12 protein-coding genes are annotated in these 17,818 nt (G+C 71.3%); all 12 read right to left on the bottom strand.

The features are described 5' to 3' along the window. Positions 1-120 precede the first annotated feature (120 nt). Entirely contained in the window at positions 121-1,560 is a 1,440-nt protein-coding gene (gene obgE, locus ACFVQ0_RS36815; protein WP_390093552.1) for a GTPase ObgE, read from the bottom strand. A gap of 139 nt (positions 1,561-1,699) precedes the next feature. Beyond that, positions 1,700-1,957 (bottom strand): 50S ribosomal protein L27, encoded by a 258-nt coding sequence (rpmA, locus tag ACFVQ0_RS36810; RefSeq protein ID WP_018103204.1) that lies wholly within the window; start codon positions 1,955-1,957, stop codon positions 1,700-1,702. Positions 1,958-1,971: 14 nt separating this feature from the next. Then, positions 1,972-2,292 (bottom strand): 50S ribosomal protein L21, encoded by a 321-nt coding sequence (rplU, locus tag ACFVQ0_RS36805; protein WP_018551604.1) that lies wholly within the window; start codon positions 2,290-2,292, stop codon positions 1,972-1,974. 196 nt (positions 2,293-2,488) lie between these two features. Continuing rightward, the gene (locus tag ACFVQ0_RS36800; RefSeq protein ID WP_390093551.1) at positions 2,489-3,550 is read right to left on the bottom strand and encodes an iron-containing alcohol dehydrogenase family protein; all 1,062 of its coding nucleotides are present in this window, start codon (positions 3,548-3,550) and stop codon (positions 2,489-2,491) included. Next, positions 3,538-4,290 carry a sugar phosphate nucleotidyltransferase gene (locus ACFVQ0_RS36795; protein ID WP_073739044.1) on the bottom strand — a complete coding sequence of 251 codons (753 nt, stop codon included), beginning with the start codon at positions 4,288-4,290 and terminating at the stop codon, positions 3,538-3,540. The genes ACFVQ0_RS36800 and ACFVQ0_RS36795 overlap by 13 nt, the downstream gene beginning before the upstream one ends. A 99-nt stretch (positions 4,291-4,389) precedes the next feature. Next, complete coding sequence (galU, locus tag ACFVQ0_RS36790; protein WP_390093550.1) at positions 4,390-5,280, bottom strand: UTP--glucose-1-phosphate uridylyltransferase GalU; 891 nt, start codon at positions 5,278-5,280, stop codon at positions 4,390-4,392. A gap of 121 nt (positions 5,281-5,401) precedes the next feature. Beyond that, entirely contained in the window at positions 5,402-9,550 is a 4,149-nt protein-coding gene (locus ACFVQ0_RS36785) for an Rne/Rng family ribonuclease (RefSeq protein ID WP_390093549.1), read from the bottom strand. A 231-nt stretch (positions 9,551-9,781) separates the two neighbouring features. Next, complete coding sequence (locus ACFVQ0_RS36780; protein WP_390093548.1) at positions 9,782-10,564, bottom strand: TIGR03936 family radical SAM-associated protein; 783 nt, start codon at positions 10,562-10,564, stop codon at positions 9,782-9,784. A gap of 321 nt (positions 10,565-10,885) precedes the next feature. Then, positions 10,886-12,811, bottom strand: coding sequence for a TIGR03960 family B12-binding radical SAM protein (locus tag ACFVQ0_RS36775; RefSeq protein WP_390093547.1), 1,926 nt, complete (start codon positions 12,809-12,811; stop codon positions 10,886-10,888). Positions 12,812-12,861: 50 nt separating this feature from the next. Next, positions 12,862-14,388, bottom strand: coding sequence for a CHAD domain-containing protein (locus ACFVQ0_RS36770; RefSeq protein WP_390093546.1), 1,527 nt, complete (start codon positions 14,386-14,388; stop codon positions 12,862-12,864). A 51-nt stretch (positions 14,389-14,439) separates the two neighbouring features. Next, on the bottom strand, positions 14,440-15,630 hold the full coding sequence (gene rodA, locus ACFVQ0_RS36765) for a rod shape-determining protein RodA (protein WP_390093545.1): 1,191 nt from the start codon (positions 15,628-15,630) through the stop codon (positions 14,440-14,442). Next, entirely contained in the window at positions 15,630-17,795 is a 2,166-nt protein-coding gene (gene mrdA / locus ACFVQ0_RS36760) for a penicillin-binding protein 2 (protein WP_390093544.1), read from the bottom strand. Before mrdA ends, rodA begins: the two co-directional genes overlap by 1 nt. Positions 17,796-17,818: the final 23 nt, after the last annotated feature.

Here is a 17,818-nt window from a genome sequence, read left to right as displayed (position 1 = left end):
CCGGCCCCCCCCCGCCGTGCCCCTGCCGCGGGCCGCCGGGTCCTGAGGGTCCGGGCCCCCGGTACTCCCGGGGGTCCCGGCTCCCCCGAGGGGGAGCCGGGACCGCGTGCTTTCCGTCGCTTACGCGAACGGGTCGAACTCCTGGTACTCCTTGCTGATGTCGTCGCGCTCTTCCTCGCGGTCGCGACGGCGCTGCGCGGCCGGGCGCGGCTCCTCCAGGCGGTGGTCCTCGCCACGGCGGCCGAGCATCTCGGCGCCGGCGCTCACGGTCGGCTCCCAGTCGAAGACGACGGCGTTGTCCTCGGCGCCGATGGCCACTCCGTCGCCCGCGCGGGCGCCCGCCTTGCGCAGCGCGTCCTCGACACCGAGCCGGTTCAGCCGGTCCGCGAGGTAGCCGACGGCCTCGTCGTTGTTGAAGTCGGTCTGGCGCACCCAGCGCTCCGGCTTCTCGCCGCGCACCCGGTAGATGCCGTCGTCCTCCAGCTTCACGGTGAAACCGGCGTCGTCCACGGCCTTGGGCCGGATGACGATGCGGGTCGCCTCCTCCACCGGCTTCGCGGCGCGCGCCTCTGCGATGACACCGGCCAGCGCGAAGGAGAGCTCCTTGAGCCCGGTGCGGGCGACGGCGGACACCTCGAAGACGCGGTAGCCGCGGGCCTCCAGGTCCGGGCGGATCATCTCCGCGAGGTCCTGGCCGTCCGGGATGTCGATCTTGTTGAGGACGACGATGCGGGGCCGGTCCTCCAGACCCCCGTACAGCTTCAGCTCCTCCTCGATCATGTCGAGGTCGGAGAGCGGGTCGCGGTCGGACTCCAGCGTCGCCGTGTCCAGTACGTGCACGAGGACCGAGCAGCGCTCGACGTGGCGCAGGAACTCCAGGCCGAGGCCCTTGCCCTGGCTGGCTCCCGGGATCAGGCCGGGGACGTCCGCGATGGTGTAGACGGTGGAGCCCGCGGTGACGACGCCGAGGTTCGGGACCAGGGTCGTGAACGGGTAGTCCGCGATCTTCGGCTTGGCGGCCGACAGGACCGAGATCAGCGAGGACTTGCCCGCGCTCGGGTAACCCACCAGGGCCACGTCCGCGACGGTCTTGAGCTCCAGGACGATGTCCCGGCTCTCGCCGGGCTCGCCGAGCAGCGCGAAGCCGGGGGCCTTGCGCCGGGCGGAGGCCAGTGCGCCGTTGCCGAGGCCGCCCCGGCCGCCCTGACCGGCGACGAACATGGTGCCCTGGCCGACCAGGTCCGCGAGGACGTTGCCGTCCTTGTCGAGCACGACGGTGCCGTCCGGCACGGGCAGGATCAGGTCCTGGCCCTCCTTGCCGGTGCGGTTGTCACCGGCACCGGGCTGGCCGTTGGTGGCCTTGCGGTGGGGGTGGTGGTGGTAGTCGAGGAGGGTGGTGACGGCCTGGTCGACGATCAGGGTCACATCGCCGCCGCGGCCGCCGTTGCCGCCGTCCGGGCCGCCGAGCGGCTTGAACTTCTCACGGTGAACGGAGGCGCAGCCGTGGCCCCCGTTACCCGCGGCGGCATGCAGCTCGACGCGGTCCACGAAGGTGGTCATGGTTGGAACCTCCAGTTACATACGTGCAGAAAAGTCTCGCTCGTGCCCCCTCAGGAGCAACACGCGAAAGGCGGACCCACTTCCCGGAACAGGAAGTGAGGTCCGCCTCCACGTCAAACCGCTCGACGAGCGCCGAAAATCAGCCGGCGATCGGAACGATGTTCACGACCTTGCGGCCACGGTGCGTGCCGAACTCGACCGCACCGGCGGCGAGGGCGAACAGCGTGTCGTCGCCGCCACGGCCGACGCCCGTGCCCGGGTGGAAGTGGGTGCCGCGCTGGCGGACCAGGATCTCACCGGCGTTGACGGCCTGACCGCCGAAGCGCTTCACGCCGAGCCGCTGAGCATTGGAATCGCGCCCGTTCCGAGTGGACGATGCGCCCTTCTTATGTGCCATGTCTCCTCAGTCCCTTACTTCGCAGCCGCGGGGATACCGGTGACCTTGATCGCCGTGTACTGCTGGCGGTGACCCTGGCGACGGCGGTAGCCGGTCTTGTTCTTGTAGCGAAGGATGTCGATCTTCGCGCCCTTGTGGTGGTCCACGATCTCGGCCTGGACCTTGATGCCGTCAAGCACCCACGGGTCGCTGGTCACGGCGTCGCCGTCGACAACGAGCAGGGTAGAGAGCTCTACCGTGTCGCCAACCTTGGCGGTGGGAATCTTGTCAACCTCAACGATGTCGCCGACAGCAACCTTGTGCTGGCGACCACCGCTGCGCACGATGGCGTACACGCGGATCTCACTCTCACTCGAAGACGGAACCCCTGAAGCCAGCCGCTCACACGGGCCCGAAGACCCGAGACGATCCGGATTGGACGAGCGGCCTCTCCCGTACGAGCGGGAGGTCAGTGCTCAGAGGTGTGGCGAAACAAACGCCGACGGTCAAGATTACGGGGCCCGGGACACCCCGGTCAAACCGGGTCCCGTTTCAGGCCCCGGCCGCCGCGACGTAGCCGGCGTAGGCCTCCCTGATCCCGTCCTGGGACAGGTTCAGGTGTTCCAGGATCGTGTACCGGCCCGGCCTGGTCCGGGGCGCGAACTCGACCACGGAGACGAACTCGTCCACGCTGAACCCGATCTCCCGCGCCGTGACCGGCAGACCGTGGCGCCGCAGCGTCGCCGCCATCCGCGCGGACTCCTGGTGGGCGCCGCGCAGATACATGGCGAAGGCCGCGCCCAGACCGCACTGCTCCCCGTGGCTGGCCGCCCGCCGGGGGAACAGCAGGTCGAAGGCGTGGTTGATCTCGTGGCAGGCACCGGAGGCGGGCCGGCTGTCGCCCGCGACCGACATCGAGATCCCGGTGAGCACCAGCCCCTCCGCCAGCACCTGGAGGAACCGGTCCTCGTCCAGGGACCCGGGGTGGCGCAGCACGGCTTCGCCGGCCTGCCGGGCCATCGCCGCGGCCAGTCCGTCGATGTCCTCGCCGTTGACCCGGTGGGCGAGCTCCCAGTCCGCCACGGCGGAGATGTTCGAGAGCGCGTCCCCGATCCCGGACCGCACGAAGCGGACCGGGGCCTCACGGATGATGTCGAGGTCGATGACGACGGCGATCGGGTTCGGGACCCCGTACGAGCCCCGGCCCGCGTCGTTGTCCAGCGTCGCCACCGGGGAGCACAGACCGTCGTGCGACAGGTTCGTCGCCACGGCGACCAGCGGCAGCCCGATGCGGGCCGCCGCGAACTTGGCACAGTCGATGATCTTGCCGCCGCCGAGGCCGACCACGGCGTCGTACCGCCCGGACTTCATGGCCTCCGCGAGCTTGACGGCGTCGTTCAGCGTGCCGCCGCCCACCTCGAACCAGGAAGCACCGGGCAGGCTGTCCGAGAGCCGCTCCCGCAGCGCCCGGCCGGAACCCCCGCTGATCGCTATCGCCAGCTTCCCGGAGCCGGAGATGCGCTGATCGGCCAGGACACCCGCCAGATCCGCCAGCGCGCCGGCCCGGATGTCGACGACGACCGGCGCGGGGATCAGCCGGGTCAGTACTGGCACGCGATGGTCCTCCCCTTGGCCAGGTCCTCGTGGTTGTCGATCTCCACCCACTTGATGTCGCCGATCGGCTCCACGTCGACCTTGAAGCCGCGGTTGACGAGCTCCTGGTAGCCGTCCTCGTAGTAGAGGTCCGGGTCCCGCTCGAAGGTGGTCTTCAGCGCGTCGGCCAGCTCCGCGGCCGCCTCGCCCTCGATGAGGGTGACACCGATGTACTCGCCGGTGGCCTCCGCCGGGTCCATCAGCTTGGTGATCCGCTGGACACCCTTGCCCTCCTCGACGACGACCTTCATCTCCTCGTCGGCGAGCTTCTTCACCGTGTCGAGGGCGAGGATGATCTTCTTGCCGTCGCCGCGGGCGGCCAGCAGCGTCTTCTCCACGGAGACCGGGTGCACGGTGTCGCCGTTGGCGAGGATCACGCCGTCCTTGAGGGCGTCACGGCCGCACCAGAGGGAGTAGGCGTTGTTCCACTCCTCCGCCTTGTCGTTGTCGATCAGCGTGAGGGTGACGCCGTACTTGGCCTCAAGGGCGGCCTTGCGCTCGTACAGGGCCTCCTTGCGGTAGCCCACGATGATCGCGACCTCGGTCAGACCGACCTCGGCGAAGTTGCCCAGGGTCAGGTCGACGACGGTCAGGCTCTCCTCGTTCCCCTCGGGGCCGACCGGCACCAGGGCCTTGGGCAGCGTGTCGGTGTAGGGGCGCAGACGACGGCCTGCGCCGGCCGCCAGAATCATGCCGATCATGAGGGTTCTCCTTGTTCCTCGGTGGGCCATGGTGGCCTGGGTGCGTGTATCCCGGGTGGGTGGATCCGGGTGCTGTACGGGAACGGCCCCGACAGCCTCTCAGAGCTCGGCCGCCACGTAACCGCGCAGCCAGCTGCGGAAGTCGGGGCCCAGGTCCTCGCGCTCGCAGGCGAGCCTGACGATGGCCCGCAGATAGTCGCCCCGGTCGCCGGTGTCGTAGCGGCGGCCGCGGAAGACGACGCCGTGGACCGGGCCGCCGAGCCGCTCGTCGGCGGCCAGCTGCTGGAGCGCGTCCGTCAGCTGGATCTCGCCGCCCCGGCCCGGCTCCGTCTCGCGCAGCACGCCGAAGACCGCGGGGTCCAGGACGTAGCGCCCGATGACGGCCAGGTTGCTGGGCGCCTCGCCCGGCTCCGGCTTCTCGACCAGCCCGGTGACCCTCACCACGTCGTCCTGCGCGGTGGCCTCTGCCGCGGCGCAGCCGTACAGGTGGATCTGCTCGGGCGCCACCTCCATCAGCGCGACGACGCTGCCGCCCTCGCGCTCCTGGATCTCGGTCATCCGTGCCAGCAGCGGGTCGCGCGGGTCGATCAGGTCGTCGCCCAGGAGCACCGCGAACGGTTCGTCGCCCACATGGGGCTCCGCGCACAGGACGGCGTGGCCGAGGCCGCGCGGGTCGCCCTGGCGGACGTAGTGCATGGTCGCCAGATCGCTGGACTTCTGGACCCGGACCAGCCGCTCGTCGTCGCCCTTGCGGGTGAGCGCCGACTCCAGCTCGTAGTTCCGGTCGAAGTGGTCCTCCAGGGCGCGCTTGTTGCGCCCGGTGATCATCAGTACGTCGCTCAGTCCCGCGGCGGCGGCCTCCTCCACGACGTACTGGATCGCCGGCTTGTCGACCACCGGCAGCATCTCCTTGGGAGTCGCCTTCGTCGCCGGCAGGAACCGGGTACCGAGCCCGGCCGCCGGTATGACGGCCTTCTGGATCTTGCGCATGCACTCAGACTTCCGTGTCCACGGGGACGGTTGTGGTGCGCCGGGGGTGGCAGTACGCAGCCGGCCCGGTTCCTGTGGGGGAACCGGTCCGGCTGCGTACGGGCGCACGGTGCGGGGTCGGTCAGACCTCGTCCGCCGAAGCCGTGACGGAGGACGGCGCCTGCTGCTCCGCCGCCACCGTCTTCTTCGCCGCCGCCTTCTTGGCCGTCGTCTTCTTCGCGGCGGTCTTCTTGGCGGCCGTCTTCGTGGCGGTCGCCTTCTTCGTGGCCGCCTTCTTGGCCGTGGCCTTCTTGGCGGTCTTGCGGGCCGCCTTCTTGGCCGGTGCGGCGTCGGGCTCGACGTCGGCGTCGCTCACGGGCGCCGACTCGGCCTCGGCCTTGGGCTCAGCCTTGGGCTCGGCCTCGGTGGAGGCGGTCACCACGACGGCCGCTGCCTCTTCCGTGCCTGCCGGAGAGCCCGCGGGCGCGGTGGCCTTGCGGGTCGCCCGGCGACGGGCACGCGGCGGGGCGGCCGGCTCCGCCGCCGGGGCCTCCACCTGCGGAGCCTCGGCGACCGGGTCCTCAGCGGCGACCGGGTCGGCGTCGGAGACCGGCGCCTGGACGGCTGGGGCCGGCTCGGTCACCGGCTCTGCCGGGGCCGGCGCACCGGCCGGGGCGGTCGCCTTACGGGTCGCGCGACGACGCGGACGGCCCTGGGGCGCCTCGGCGGCCGGGGCCTCCGTAACCGGCTCCGCGACCGGCTCCGGAACGGCCTCCGGCTGCGGCTCCGCAGCCACGACGGGCTCCGGCTCGACGACCGGTTCGGCCGCCGCGGACGCCTGCTTCGGCGCACCTGCCGGGGCGGTCGCCTTGCGGGTCGCCCGGCGACGGCCACGGCCGCGCCCGGCTGCCGCCTCGGCCTCTGCCGGGCTGCTGTACAGCTCCTCGTCCGCGACGAACTCCGGCTCGGGCAGCGCCAGCGGAGCGGCGACCTCCGCCGCCACCTCGGCCTCGGTCTCGGCCTCGCTGTCGTGATCCTGCTCGTGCTCGTGGCCGTGGTCCTGCTCGTGGCCGTGCTCGTGCTCGTGGTCCTGGCCGGAACCGCCGCGGCGCTTCTTGGACCGCTTGCCGTTGCCGCCGCCACCGCCCGCAGAGGTGGGCTGCTCCATGTGCACGATCACGCCACGCCCGTTGCAGTGGACGCAGGTCTCGGAGAAGGACTCCAGCAGCCCCTGCCCGACCCGCTTACGGGTCATCTGGACCAGGCCCAGCGAGGTGACCTCCGCGACCTGGTGCTTCGTACGGTCGCGTCCCAGGCACTCCAGGAGGCGCCGCAGCACCAGGTCCCGGTTGGACTCCAGCACCATGTCGATGAAGTCGACGACGACGATGCCACCGAGGTCGCGCAGCCGCAGCTGACGCACGATCTCCTCGGCCGCCTCCAGGTTGTTCTTGGTGACGGTCTCTTCGAGGTTGCCGCCCTGACCGGTGAACTTGCCGGTGTTGACGTCGACGACGACCATCGCCTCGGTCTTGTCGATCACCAGCGAGCCGCCGCTCGGCAGGTAGACCTTGCGGTCCAGCGCCTTCATGAGCTGCTCGTCGATCCGGTAGGTCGCGAAGATGTCGACCTCGGAGGTCCACCGCGACAGCCGGTCCGTCAGGTCGGGCGCCACGTGCGAGACGTAGCCGTGGATGGTGTCCCACGCGTCGTTGCCGCTGACGATGACCTTGGAGAAGTCCTCGTTGAAGATGTCGCGGACGACCCGGACGGTCATGTCCGGCTCGCCGTAGAGCAGCGTCGGCGCGTTGGAGCTGCCGCTGCTCTTCGACTTCTTCTGGATGTCCTCCCACTGTCCCTGAAGCCGCTCGACGTCGCGGCGCAGCTCGTCCTCGCTGGCGCCCTCCGCGGCGGTGCGGACGATGACGCCCGCGTCCTCGGGGACGATCTTCTTGAGGATGGTCTTGAGCCGGGCACGCTCGGTGTCGGGCAGCTTGCGGCTGATCCCGGTCATCGAGCCCTCGGGCACGTAGACCAGGTAGCGGCCGGGCAGCGAGACCTGGCTGGTCAGGCGGGCGCCCTTGTGGCCGATCGGGTCCTTCGTCACCTGGACGAGGACGGACTGGCCGGACTTGAGCGCGGTCTCGATGCGGCGCGGCCCGTGGGCCATGCCGAGCGCCTCGAAGTTGACCTCACCGGCGTAAAGGACGGCGTTGCGGCCCTTGCCGATGTCGACGAAGGCGGCCTCCATGGACGGCAGGACGTTCTGGACCTTGCCCAGGTAGACGTTGCCGACGTAGCTGGTGGCCTGCTCCTTGTTGACGTAGTGCTCGACGAGCACGTTGTCCTCAAGGACGCCGATCTGGGTGCGCTCGCCGCTCTGGCGGACGACCATGACGCGCTCGACGGCCTCGCGGCGGGCCAGGAACTCCGCCTCCGTGATGATCGGGACCCTGCGGCGGCCCTGCTCGCGCCCCTCGCGGCGGCGCTGCTTCTTGGCCTCCATACGCGTCGAGCCCTTGATGGACTGGACCTCGTCGAAGCCGGTGCCGGGCTCGCGCTCGGCCTCCTTCTTGCGGGGCTCGCGGACCTTGACGACCGTGCGCTCCGGGTCGTCCGTGCCGTTCTCGGCGTCGGACGAGGAGTCACCGCTGCGACGGCGGCGGCGACGGCGACGACGGCTGCTGCTCGAACCGGCGGCACCGGAGTCGTTGTCGTCGTTGTCGCTGTCGTCGTCGTGGTCGCCCTCGTCCTCGGACTCGTGGGCGCGCTCCTGCTCGTCCTGCGAACGCTCGGAGCGGTGGTCGGAGGAGTCGTCGGTGTGCTGCTGCTCCGTGTCACCGTCCTCCGCGGACTCGCCGCGGCGACGGCGACGGCCACCACGACGGCGGCGGCGCGAGGGCCGGTCACCGTACTCGTCGGTGTCCTCGCCGTCGTGCTCCGCGTCGTGCTCGCCCGAAGGCTCGTCCTCCTGCGCGGCCTGCTCCTCCACCGGGGCGGCGGCCGGAGCGGCTGCGGCGGCGGGCTCGGCCTCCGCGGCCTCACCGCGACGGCGGCGACGGCGGCGCGAACCGCCCTGCGAGGCCTCTGCGGGGGCGGGTGCCTCGGCGACCGGGGTCTGCTCCTCGGTCGTCCCGATCTCTTCCTCGGGCTCCTCCTCGTGCGTGCCGGTCCCCGCGGCGGCGGCCGCGGCAGCGGTCTCCGGGGTCTGGAACATCGGCTCGGAGAAGACCGGGGCCTGGAACACGGCGACGGCGGGGCGGGCGGCGCCACGGCTCCTGCGCACGGGCTCCTCGACCTTGCCGGTGAACTCGGGACGGCCCGCGGCCGCGGTGGCGCGGCGGCGCTGGCGGCCGCGCGGGGCGGCCTCCTCGACCTCCGCGGTCTCGGCCGCCAGCTCCTCGACGGCGGTCTCCGGGAGGCTCTCGCCGGTCTGGACCTCGGCGCGCTCCTCGGCCGCCTGCGGGGCACCGGCCGGGGAGGTGGCCTTGCGGACCGCACGACGGCGACCGCGCGGGGCCTCGACCGGCTCGGCCGGCTCTGCGGCCTGGGCGGCCTCCTCGGGCTCGGCGGCGGCGACGGGCTCGGCGGTCTCGGTGCGGGTGGCCTGCGGCGCACCGGCCGGGGCGGAGGCCCTGCGGCGGGCACGGCCGCGCGGCGCCTCGACGACGGGCTCGGGGCTCGCCTCCGCGGCGGGCTCCTCGACGATCTCCACGACCTCGGCGGCCTGCGGAGCACCGGCCGGGGCGGTGGCCTTACGGGACGCACGACGACGCGCACGCGGCGCCTCGACCGGCTCGGCCGGCTCGGCCGCGACGGGATCCGCGACCACGGCGGCGGGCTCCTCGACGATCTCCACAGCCTCGGCGGCCTGCGGAGCACCGGCCGGGGCGGTGGCCTTACGGGACGCACGACGACGCGCACGCGGCGCCTCGACCGGCTCGGCCGGCTCGACCGGCTCGGCCGCTGCGGGCTCCGCGGCCACGGCGGGCTCCACGACCTCCGCCGCCTGCGGGGCACCCGCGGGGGCGGTCGCCTTGCGGACGGCGCGGCGGCGGGCCCGGACGGGCGGGGCGGCCTCGGGCTCTGTGGTGTTTCCGTTGCCGGGGTCCGCCTCTCCGGCGTCAGCGGCCGGTATGGCCGGCGCGTCGGCCGCGCCCGGCGCGCCGCCCGAGGGCGGGCCGGCCGGGCGGGACGCCGCACGGCGCCTGCGGCGCGGCGGCAGCTTGTCCCCGGGGGTGTTGCTGTCTTCTGCGTTCCCGGCCGTGCCGGGTTCTGTGGGCTCTTGCATGCGGGCGGTTCTCCCGTCGCGCTCCCGGGCGCCGCGTCTGATTCCGGTCCGGCACGGTCCGCATGTGTACGCGGTACCGCCGTCCGGGGCGCGGGCGCCGCACAGGGGCTGAATGTCTGGCTCGCCGGTTCCGTACACGGTGTGCGCACGGCCTGGCGAAAGTCTTATGGGTCTGCGCGCGGCCCGGACCAGGTGGCTCCCGAGCCCGAGCGCCGCGCTACAACGACCGCCTTACGCGGTGCCCGCACCTTCCGGCGCCGTCGCGACGGCGGTCCCGGTGGCCGTGGGTAGTACGGCCGGGGCTGCCTCGCGGTCGGGCGCGAGCGGGTCGGTCACCGTGCCGGACTCCTCGTCGAAGAGCCCCTGCGCCAGCCTGGTCACCGCGGCGGGGACAGGCGGCGCCAGGTCGGCCACAACGCGGAGACCGGACAGGACGTCGTCAGGCCGTACGGCAGGTGTCACGTGCCGAACAACCAGCCGCAGTATCGCACAGGCCTTGACCTCGGGCCTATCAGGCTGTTGATCAAGGGTCCGCAGCTCGACCACGGCGGAACGGGCGTCGAAGCTGCGCACGCCGTTCTTCGTACGGCGCTCGACCTCGACGGTCTCGGCCCCGTTGAAGGCGGCCACGGCCTTCTCGGCCTCCTCCGCCGAGACCCCGTCCAGCCGCATCTCCCAGACGGAGGCGGTCAGCCGGTCGGCGAGGCCCGAGGTGCGGGCCTCCACGGCGTCCGTGATGTCGAGCCCGTCCGGCAGCGAGTCGTTGAGCAGCTCGCGCAGGACATCGGGGTCACGCGCCTGTGTGAGGGCGATCTCCAGGAACTCGGCCTCACTGCCCGTGCCGGTGGGGGCGGCATTGGCGTAGGACACCTTGGGATGCGGGGTGAAGCCCGCCGAGTAGGCCATGGGCACCTCGGAGCGGCGCAGCGCCCGCTCGAAGGCACGCTGAAAGTCACGGTGACTGGTGAACCGGAGGCGGCCGCGCTTCGTGTAGCGCAGACGAATGCGCTGCACTGCCGGTGCGGGCGGCGGGCCTTCGGGCTGTCGCTTGCCCAGTGGTTCTTCTCCTCGGTGCGGGGCGGACGCGGTGGCGCACCGCCCTCGAAATACGGGTGGCCCGGGGTGTCCGATCCGGCTCACCCCCGCTGGGCGGCATTCCCGCCGTGCAGGGAGATCTCTGGTTCGGGCGCCGCGCTGGGCACAGTCGTTGTACTACCCAGAGTACGCGCAACACGCCTGTCCGGTTCCCGGGGCCGGGCCAGGCACTCCCTGGCGCGAAGGCCCGGCCCCGGGTTTTCCCGGGGCCGGGCCTTCGTCATCGGGGCAGGGACGTCGTCACTTCACGACCGTCAGCGGGAGGAGCTTCTTGCCGGTCGGGCCGATCTGGATGTCGAGGTCCAGCTGCGGGCACACCCCGCAGTCGAAGCACGGGGTCCAGCGGCAGTCCTCGACCTCGGTCTCGTCGAGCGAGTCCTGCCAGTCCTCCCACAGCCAGTCCTTGTCGAGACCGGAGTCCAGGTGGTCCCAGGGCAGGACCTCCTCGTACGTCCGCTCGCGGGTGGTGTACCAGTCGACGTCGACACCGAAGCCGGGCAGCGTCTTCTCCGCGCTCTTCATCCACAGGTCGTAGCTGAAGTGCTCGCGCCAGCCGTCGAAGCGGCCGCCCGCCTCGTAGACGGCGCGGATGACGGAGCCGACCCGGCGGTCGCCGCGGGAGAGCAGGCCCTCGACGATGCCGGGCTTGCCGTCGTGGTAGCGGAAGCCGATCGAGCGGCCGTACTTCTTGTCGCCGCGGATCTTGTCCCGGAGCTTGGCCAGCCGGGCGTCGGTCTCCTCGACGCCGAGCTGCGGGGCCCACTGGAACGGGGTGTGCGGCTTGGGCACGAAGCCGCCGATGGAGACGGTGCAGCGGATGTCGTTCTGCCCGGAGACCTCGCGGCCCTTGGCGATGACGTTGACCGCCATGTCACCGATCTGCAGGACGTCCTCGTCGGTCTCGGTGGGCAGACCGCACATAAAGTACAGCTTCACCTGCCGCCAGCCGTTGCCGTACGCGGTGGCCACGGTCCGGATCAGGTCCTCCTCCGAGACCATCTTGTTGATGACCTTGCGCATCCGCTCGGAGCCGCCCTCGGGTGCGAAGGTGAGACCGGAGCGGCGGCCGTTGCGGGTCAGCTCGTTGGCCAGGTCCACGTTGAACGCGTCGACGCGGGTGGAGGGCAGCGAGAGGCCGATCTTGTCGTCCGTGTAGCGGTCGGCCAGGCCCTTGGCGATGTCACCGATCTCACTGTGGTCCGCGGAGGAGAGCGAGAGCAGGCCGACCTCCTCGAAGCCGGTCGCCTTGAGGCCCTTCTCCACCATCTCGCCGATGCCGGTGATGCTTCGCTCCCGCACGGGGCGCGTGATCATGCCGGCCTGGCAGAAACGGCAGCCGCGGGTGCAGCCGCGGAAGATCTCCACGGACATCCGCTCGTGGACGGTCTCCGCGAGCGGGACGAGCGGCTGCTTGGGGTAGGGCCACTCGTCGAGGTCCATGACCGTGTGCTTGGACACCCGCCACGGCACGCCCGACTTGTTCGGCACGACGCGGCCGATGCGGCCGTCCGGGAGGTACTCGACGTCGTAGAAGCCGGGGACGTACACGCCGCCGGTCCTCGCGAGGCGGAAGAGCACCTCCTCGCGGCCGCCGGGGCGGCCCTCGGCCTTCCAGGCGCGGATGATCTCGGTGATCTCCAGGACCGCCTGCTCGCCGTCACCGATGACCGCGCAGTCGATGAACTCCGCGATCGGCTCGGGGTTGAACGCGGCGTGGCCGCCCGCGAGCACGATCGGGTCGTCGAGGCCGCGGTCCCTGGCGGCCAGCGGGATGCCGGCCAGGTCCAGGGCGGTGAGCATGTTGGTGTAGCCGAGCTCGGTGGAGAAGCTCAGCCCGAACACGTCGAACGCCTTGACCGGGCGGTGTCCGTCCACCGTGAACTGGGGCACCTTGTGCTCGCGCATCAGCTCCTCCAGGTCCGGCCAGACGCTGTAGGTGCGCTCGGCGAGGACGCCCTGGCGCTCGTTGAGCACCTCGTAGAGGATCATGACGCCCTGGTTGGGGAGCCCGACCTCGTACGCGTCCGGGTACATCAGCGCCCAGCGGACGTCGCACTCGTCCCACGGCTTGACGGTGGAGTTGAGCTCACCGCCGACGTACTGGATGGGCTTCTGCACATGCGGGAGCAGAGCTTCGAGCTGTGGGAAGACCGAATCGACAGACATCGCGAACTTTCGAGAGCCGGCAAGGATGACCATCCAGCGTACCGCGACGCTCAGCTTTCCCGTGCCGCCCGGATCCCGGCCCTGGAGGCCCTGGCCCATACCCCGGGCAGCTCCCGTTCGCGTGCCGCCGCCGTCCGCTCCTCCTGCCCGTACAGCAGTCCCCAGGTGAACGACGGCTCGCCGGACAGCTGTGCCTGGACGGCGAGGGCGCGCAGGGCCTCGCGGGCCACCACGCTGTCCTGGTGGTCGCCCAGGACCCCCTGGACGGCCTTCAGCCTCTTGGCGGACTTCCGGGCGGGTTTCCCGAGCGCGGGGCGGGCGGCCTCGGCCGCGTAGCGTGCCCGTTTCGCCGCCTTGCGCGCCTCGTGCAGGGCGGCGTCGCGGTGCGGTCCCGGTGGCAGCTCCAGGGCGTGGGCGACGCGGTGCGCGAGGCGCCGGTGGTCCTTGCGCAGGGCGCCCGGCAGCGCCTTGCCGGGCCGCTTCGCCGCAGCGGGCAGCAGGGGCGGGTCCGCGAGGAGCGCGTCCAGGGTCTCCAGCAGCGTCAGGTAGCGGCTGCCGTCGAGTACGGCGACGGTGCGGCGGCGCGAGCCGGTGCGGCGGGCCACCGACCAGATCCGCAGCCGCCCCCGGACCGGTCCGAGGACCAGGGTGCGGGACAGTCCGTCCAGCCGGGTGCGCAGCCGTTCGTCCAGGACCTCCTGGTCGCGGTCGACGCCGAGCTCCGCCGCGAGCCACTTCAGTTCCTCCGCCACCGGTCCTGTGACCGTCCGGTCGAGGACCTTCCGGTACGTCCTGAAGGCGCTGCGCAGTCTGCGGGTGGCGACCCGCATCCGGTGCACCGAGTCGGGCAGTCCTCGGCGCACGGCCGGGTCGAGGGCGACGATCGCGGTGATCTGGTGGCGTACGTAGGCGAGGACGTGGTCGCCCGCGGTGCGCGGCCGGGGCCGTTCGCCGGCCGGTTTCCGCTTCGGGCCGGTCTCGGTCAGTGCCCGCGCGAGCTTGGACGGCGACGTGGAGGGCCGCACCCCGGCCTTGCGGAGCCGCCGTTCGACGGCGTCGAGGAACGCCGGGTCGCCGTCGTCGGCGAGTTCGGCCTCGATCTCGGTCCAGGCGGTGCGGGCGGCGCGAGCGGTGCGGCCGGGCAGCCGTTCGGCCCTGACCCGGTCCACGCTGACCTCGGCGAGCAGCTCGCCGTCGGGGCCGGTCAGGTGGTGGACGTCGCGCGCGGAGCGGAGCCGGACCACGGGGACGACCGGGGCGTTACGGACCCGGGAGCGGATCAGCGCGGCGAGCTCGGGCGGCAGGGTGTCGGAGAGCGGGGCCCTGATCTCGTCGCGGATGCCGGTGGCGACCGGGAGTTTGAGGTGCCAGCCCGCGTCGCCCCCGCCGGTGCGGCGGCGCAGGGTGAGCGAGGCCGCCGCGAGCCGGAGGTCCTCCGTGTCGTAGTAGACGGCGTCGAGTTCGCTGACGCCCAGGTGGTCGACGGCCGAGACGCCGGCCACCCGGCTCAGGTCGGGCAGCCGGGTGGCGTCGGTGGCTTCGTACTTCCGCTCGATCTCGCGCTTCGAGTCCGCCATAGGTCGAATCTAGACGTGATGTACACGGCTGGGCAGGGTGCTCGCACCGGCTCAGGCCGTTATCGGCCGCTGCACCCTGATCGACTGGAGCAGTCCGATGGCCACCCAGATGGCGAACATCGAGGACCCTCCGTAGGAGACGAACGGGAGTGGCAGTCCGGCGACCGGCATGATGCCGAGCGTCATGCCGATGTTCTCGAAGGCCTGGAAGGCGAACCAGGCGATGATTCCGGCGGCCACGATCGTGCCGTACAGCTCGGTGGTCTCCCGGGCGATGCGGCAGGCGCGCCACAGGATGATGCCGAGCAGGACCAGGATCAGTCCGGCGCCGAGAAAGCCGAGCTCCTCGCCCGCGACGGTGAAGACGAAGTCGGTCTGCTGCTCGGGGACGAACTGGCCGGTGGTCTGGGTGCCCTGGAAGAGGCCGGTGCCGAACAGGCCGCCGGAACCGATCGCGATGCGGGCCTGGTTGGTGTTGTAGCCCACGCCGGCCGGGTCGAGCGCCGGGTTGGCGAAGGCCGCGAACCGGGCGATCTGGTAGTCGTCGAGGAGCCCGAGCTGCCAGATGGCGACGGCGCCCGCGGTGCCCGCGCCGAGGAGTCCGAAGATCCAGCGGTTCGACGCCCCGGATGCCAGCAGCACGCCGAGCACGATGACGACCATGACCATCACGGAACCGAGGTCCGGCATGCCCATGACGACGATCATCGGGACGGCCGCCAGGCCGAGGGCCTTGGCGACGGTCCGGTGGTCGGGGTGCGCCTGGTCGCCGGCGTCGACCCGGGCGGCGAGCAGCATCGCCATGCCGAGAATGATCGTGATCTTGGTGAACTCGGAGGGCTGGAGCGAGAAGCCGCCGGGCAGCAGGATCCAGGCGTGCGCGCCGTTGACGGTGGCCCCGAGCGGTGTGAGGACCGCCAGCACGAGGAGCACGGACAGGCCGTACAGGACCGGCACCGCGCCGCGCAGGGTGCGGTGGCCGAGCCAGATCGTGCCGACCATCAGGGCGAAGCCGATGCCGGTGTTGAGGGCGTGCCGGAAGAGGAAGTAGTACGGGTCGCCGTGGGTGAGCGAATCCCGCCCCCTGGTGGCGGAGTAGACCAGTATCGAGCCGATGAGCGAGAGCGCGACCGCGGATCCGAGCAGCGGCCAGTCGAGCCGGCGCACCACGGAGTCCCGGGCGGTCAACCGGCCCCAGGCCGAGCGCTCGGGGGCGTAACGCTGGACGGAGAAACCGGCCATCAGTCGCGCCTCCCCACGATCGCCGCGAGCGTCTGCTCGGCCGGCGGCTTGCCGGAGTTCGGGTCGTACGGCTTGATCTTCGGGGTCTCGATGGTGCCGTCCTGCTGGATCTTCGGCAGGGACTTCTGCGGGGTCGGCAGCAGAGCCTTCTTGAGGTCCTGCTTGCCCGTGGCGTCGAGACCGTAGATCGCGTTGTAGATGTTGCGCACGGCGGGCCCGGAGGCGCCGGAACCCGTACCACCCTGGGAGATCGTCATGACGATCGAGTAGTCCTTGGTGTAGGTGGCGAACCACGAGGTCGTCTGCTTGCCGTAGACCTCGGCCGTACCCGTCTTGGCGTGCATCGGGATCTTGTCCTGCGGCCAGCCGCCGAACCGCCAGGCGGCGGAGCCCCGGGTCGCGACACCCGCGAGGGCCCCGTCGATCTCGTTGCGGGTCTTCTGGGTGAAGGGCAGCTTGCCGTGCGACTTGGGCTTGATCTCCTGGACGCTCTTGCCGTCACCGCTGACGATCGCCTTGCCGACGGTGGGGTTGTAGAGGGTGCCGCCGTTGGAGATGGCGGAGTAGATGGTCGCCATCTGGATCGGGGTGACGAGCGTGTCGCCCTGGCCGATCGAGTAGTTGACGGAGTCACCGGCACGCATCTTGTCGCCTTCGAGGCAGTTCTCGTAGGCGATCTTCTCGACGTACGTGCCGTCCTTCTTGCCCTGCTTGCACCAGGAGTCGTGATTGGCCTTGGCGAAGTTCTTCTTCCACTCACGGTCCGGGACCCGGCCGCTGACCTCGTTGGGGAGGTCGATGCCGGTCTCCTTGCCGAGGCCGAACTGGTGGGCGGTCTTGTAGAACCAGTCGTTGGGCTTCTTCTTGGGGTTGTTCCCACCGTCCTTCGCCCACTCCTTGTGCGCGATGCCGTAGTACACGGTGTCGCAGGAGACTTCGAGGGCGCGGCCGATGGTGATGTCGCCGTAGCCCTGGGACTCGAAGTTCTTGAACGTCTGGCCGCCGATGGAGTACGAGCTGGGGCAGGGGTAGTTGCCGTTGAAGGGGTATCCGGCGTTGACCGCGGCGGTCGAGGAGATCACCTTGAAGATGGAGCCGGGGGCGGCCTGGCCCTGGATGGCCCGGTTCAGCAGCGGGAAGTTGGAGTTCTTGCCGGTGAGCTTGGCGTAGTCCTTGCCGGAGATGCCGCCGACCCAGGCGTTGGGGTCGTAGTTGGGCAGCGAGGCCATCGAGACGACCCGGCCGGTCTTGGCCTCCATGACGACGACGGCCCCGGAGTCGGCCTTGTAGTTCTCGCCGGTGTTGGTGTCGAACTCGGTGCGGGCCGTCTTCATCGCCTGGTTGAGCTCGTACTCCGCGACGGCCTGGACCCGGGCGTCGATCGAGGTGACGACGCTGGAGCCGGCCTCCGCCTTGTCGTTCTTCGCCTGGCCGATGACCCGGCCGAGGTTGTCGACCTCGTAGCGGGTGACGCCCGCCTTGCCGCGCAGCTCCTTGTCGTACGTGCGCTCCAGACCGGAGCGGCCGACCTGGTCGGAGCGCAGGTAGGGCGAGTCGCTGTCCTGGGCCTTGGTGATCTCGTCGTCGGTGACGGGCGAGAGGTAGCCGAGGACCTGGGCGGTGTTCGCCTTGCCGGGTGCGGCGTAGCGGCGTACGGCGGTGGGCTCCGCGGTGATGCCGGGGAAGTCCTCGGCGCGTTCGCGGATCGTCAGGGCCTGCTGGGTGGTGGCCTCGTCGGTGACCGGGATCGGCTGGTAGGGCGAACCGTTCCAGCAGGGCTGCGGGGTCTTCGCGTCGCAGAGCCGGACCTTGTCCATGACGTCCTTGGGCTTCATGTCCAGGACGTCGGCCAGCCGGGTGAGCACGTCCTTGCCGTCGTCGTCCGTCTTCAGCAGCTCGGTGCGGCTGGCGGAGACGACGAGCCGGGTCTCGTTGTCGGCCAGCGGCACGCCGCGGGCGTCGAGGATGGAGCCGCGGGCGGCGGGCTGGACGACCTGCTGGACGTGGTTGTTCTTCGCCTCGTCGGAGTACTCCTGGCCGTTGCGGATCTGGAGGTACCAGAGGCGGCCGCCGAGGGTGAGCAGCAGGGAGAAGACGAGGACCTGGATGACGACGAGGCGGATCTGGACCCGCTGGGTCCGGCCCGTCTCCGGGATGTTGGTCACGGGGCGCCCCCGGTGGTGGTCGG

The sequence above is a fragment of the Streptomyces sp. NPDC057900 genome, from assembly GCF_042887885.1.
Lineage (GTDB): Bacteria > Actinomycetota > Actinomycetes > Streptomycetales > Streptomycetaceae > Streptomyces.
The sequence above is the reverse complement of the archived record's forward strand: the minus strand, read 5'-3'. Positions and strand labels throughout refer to the sequence as shown.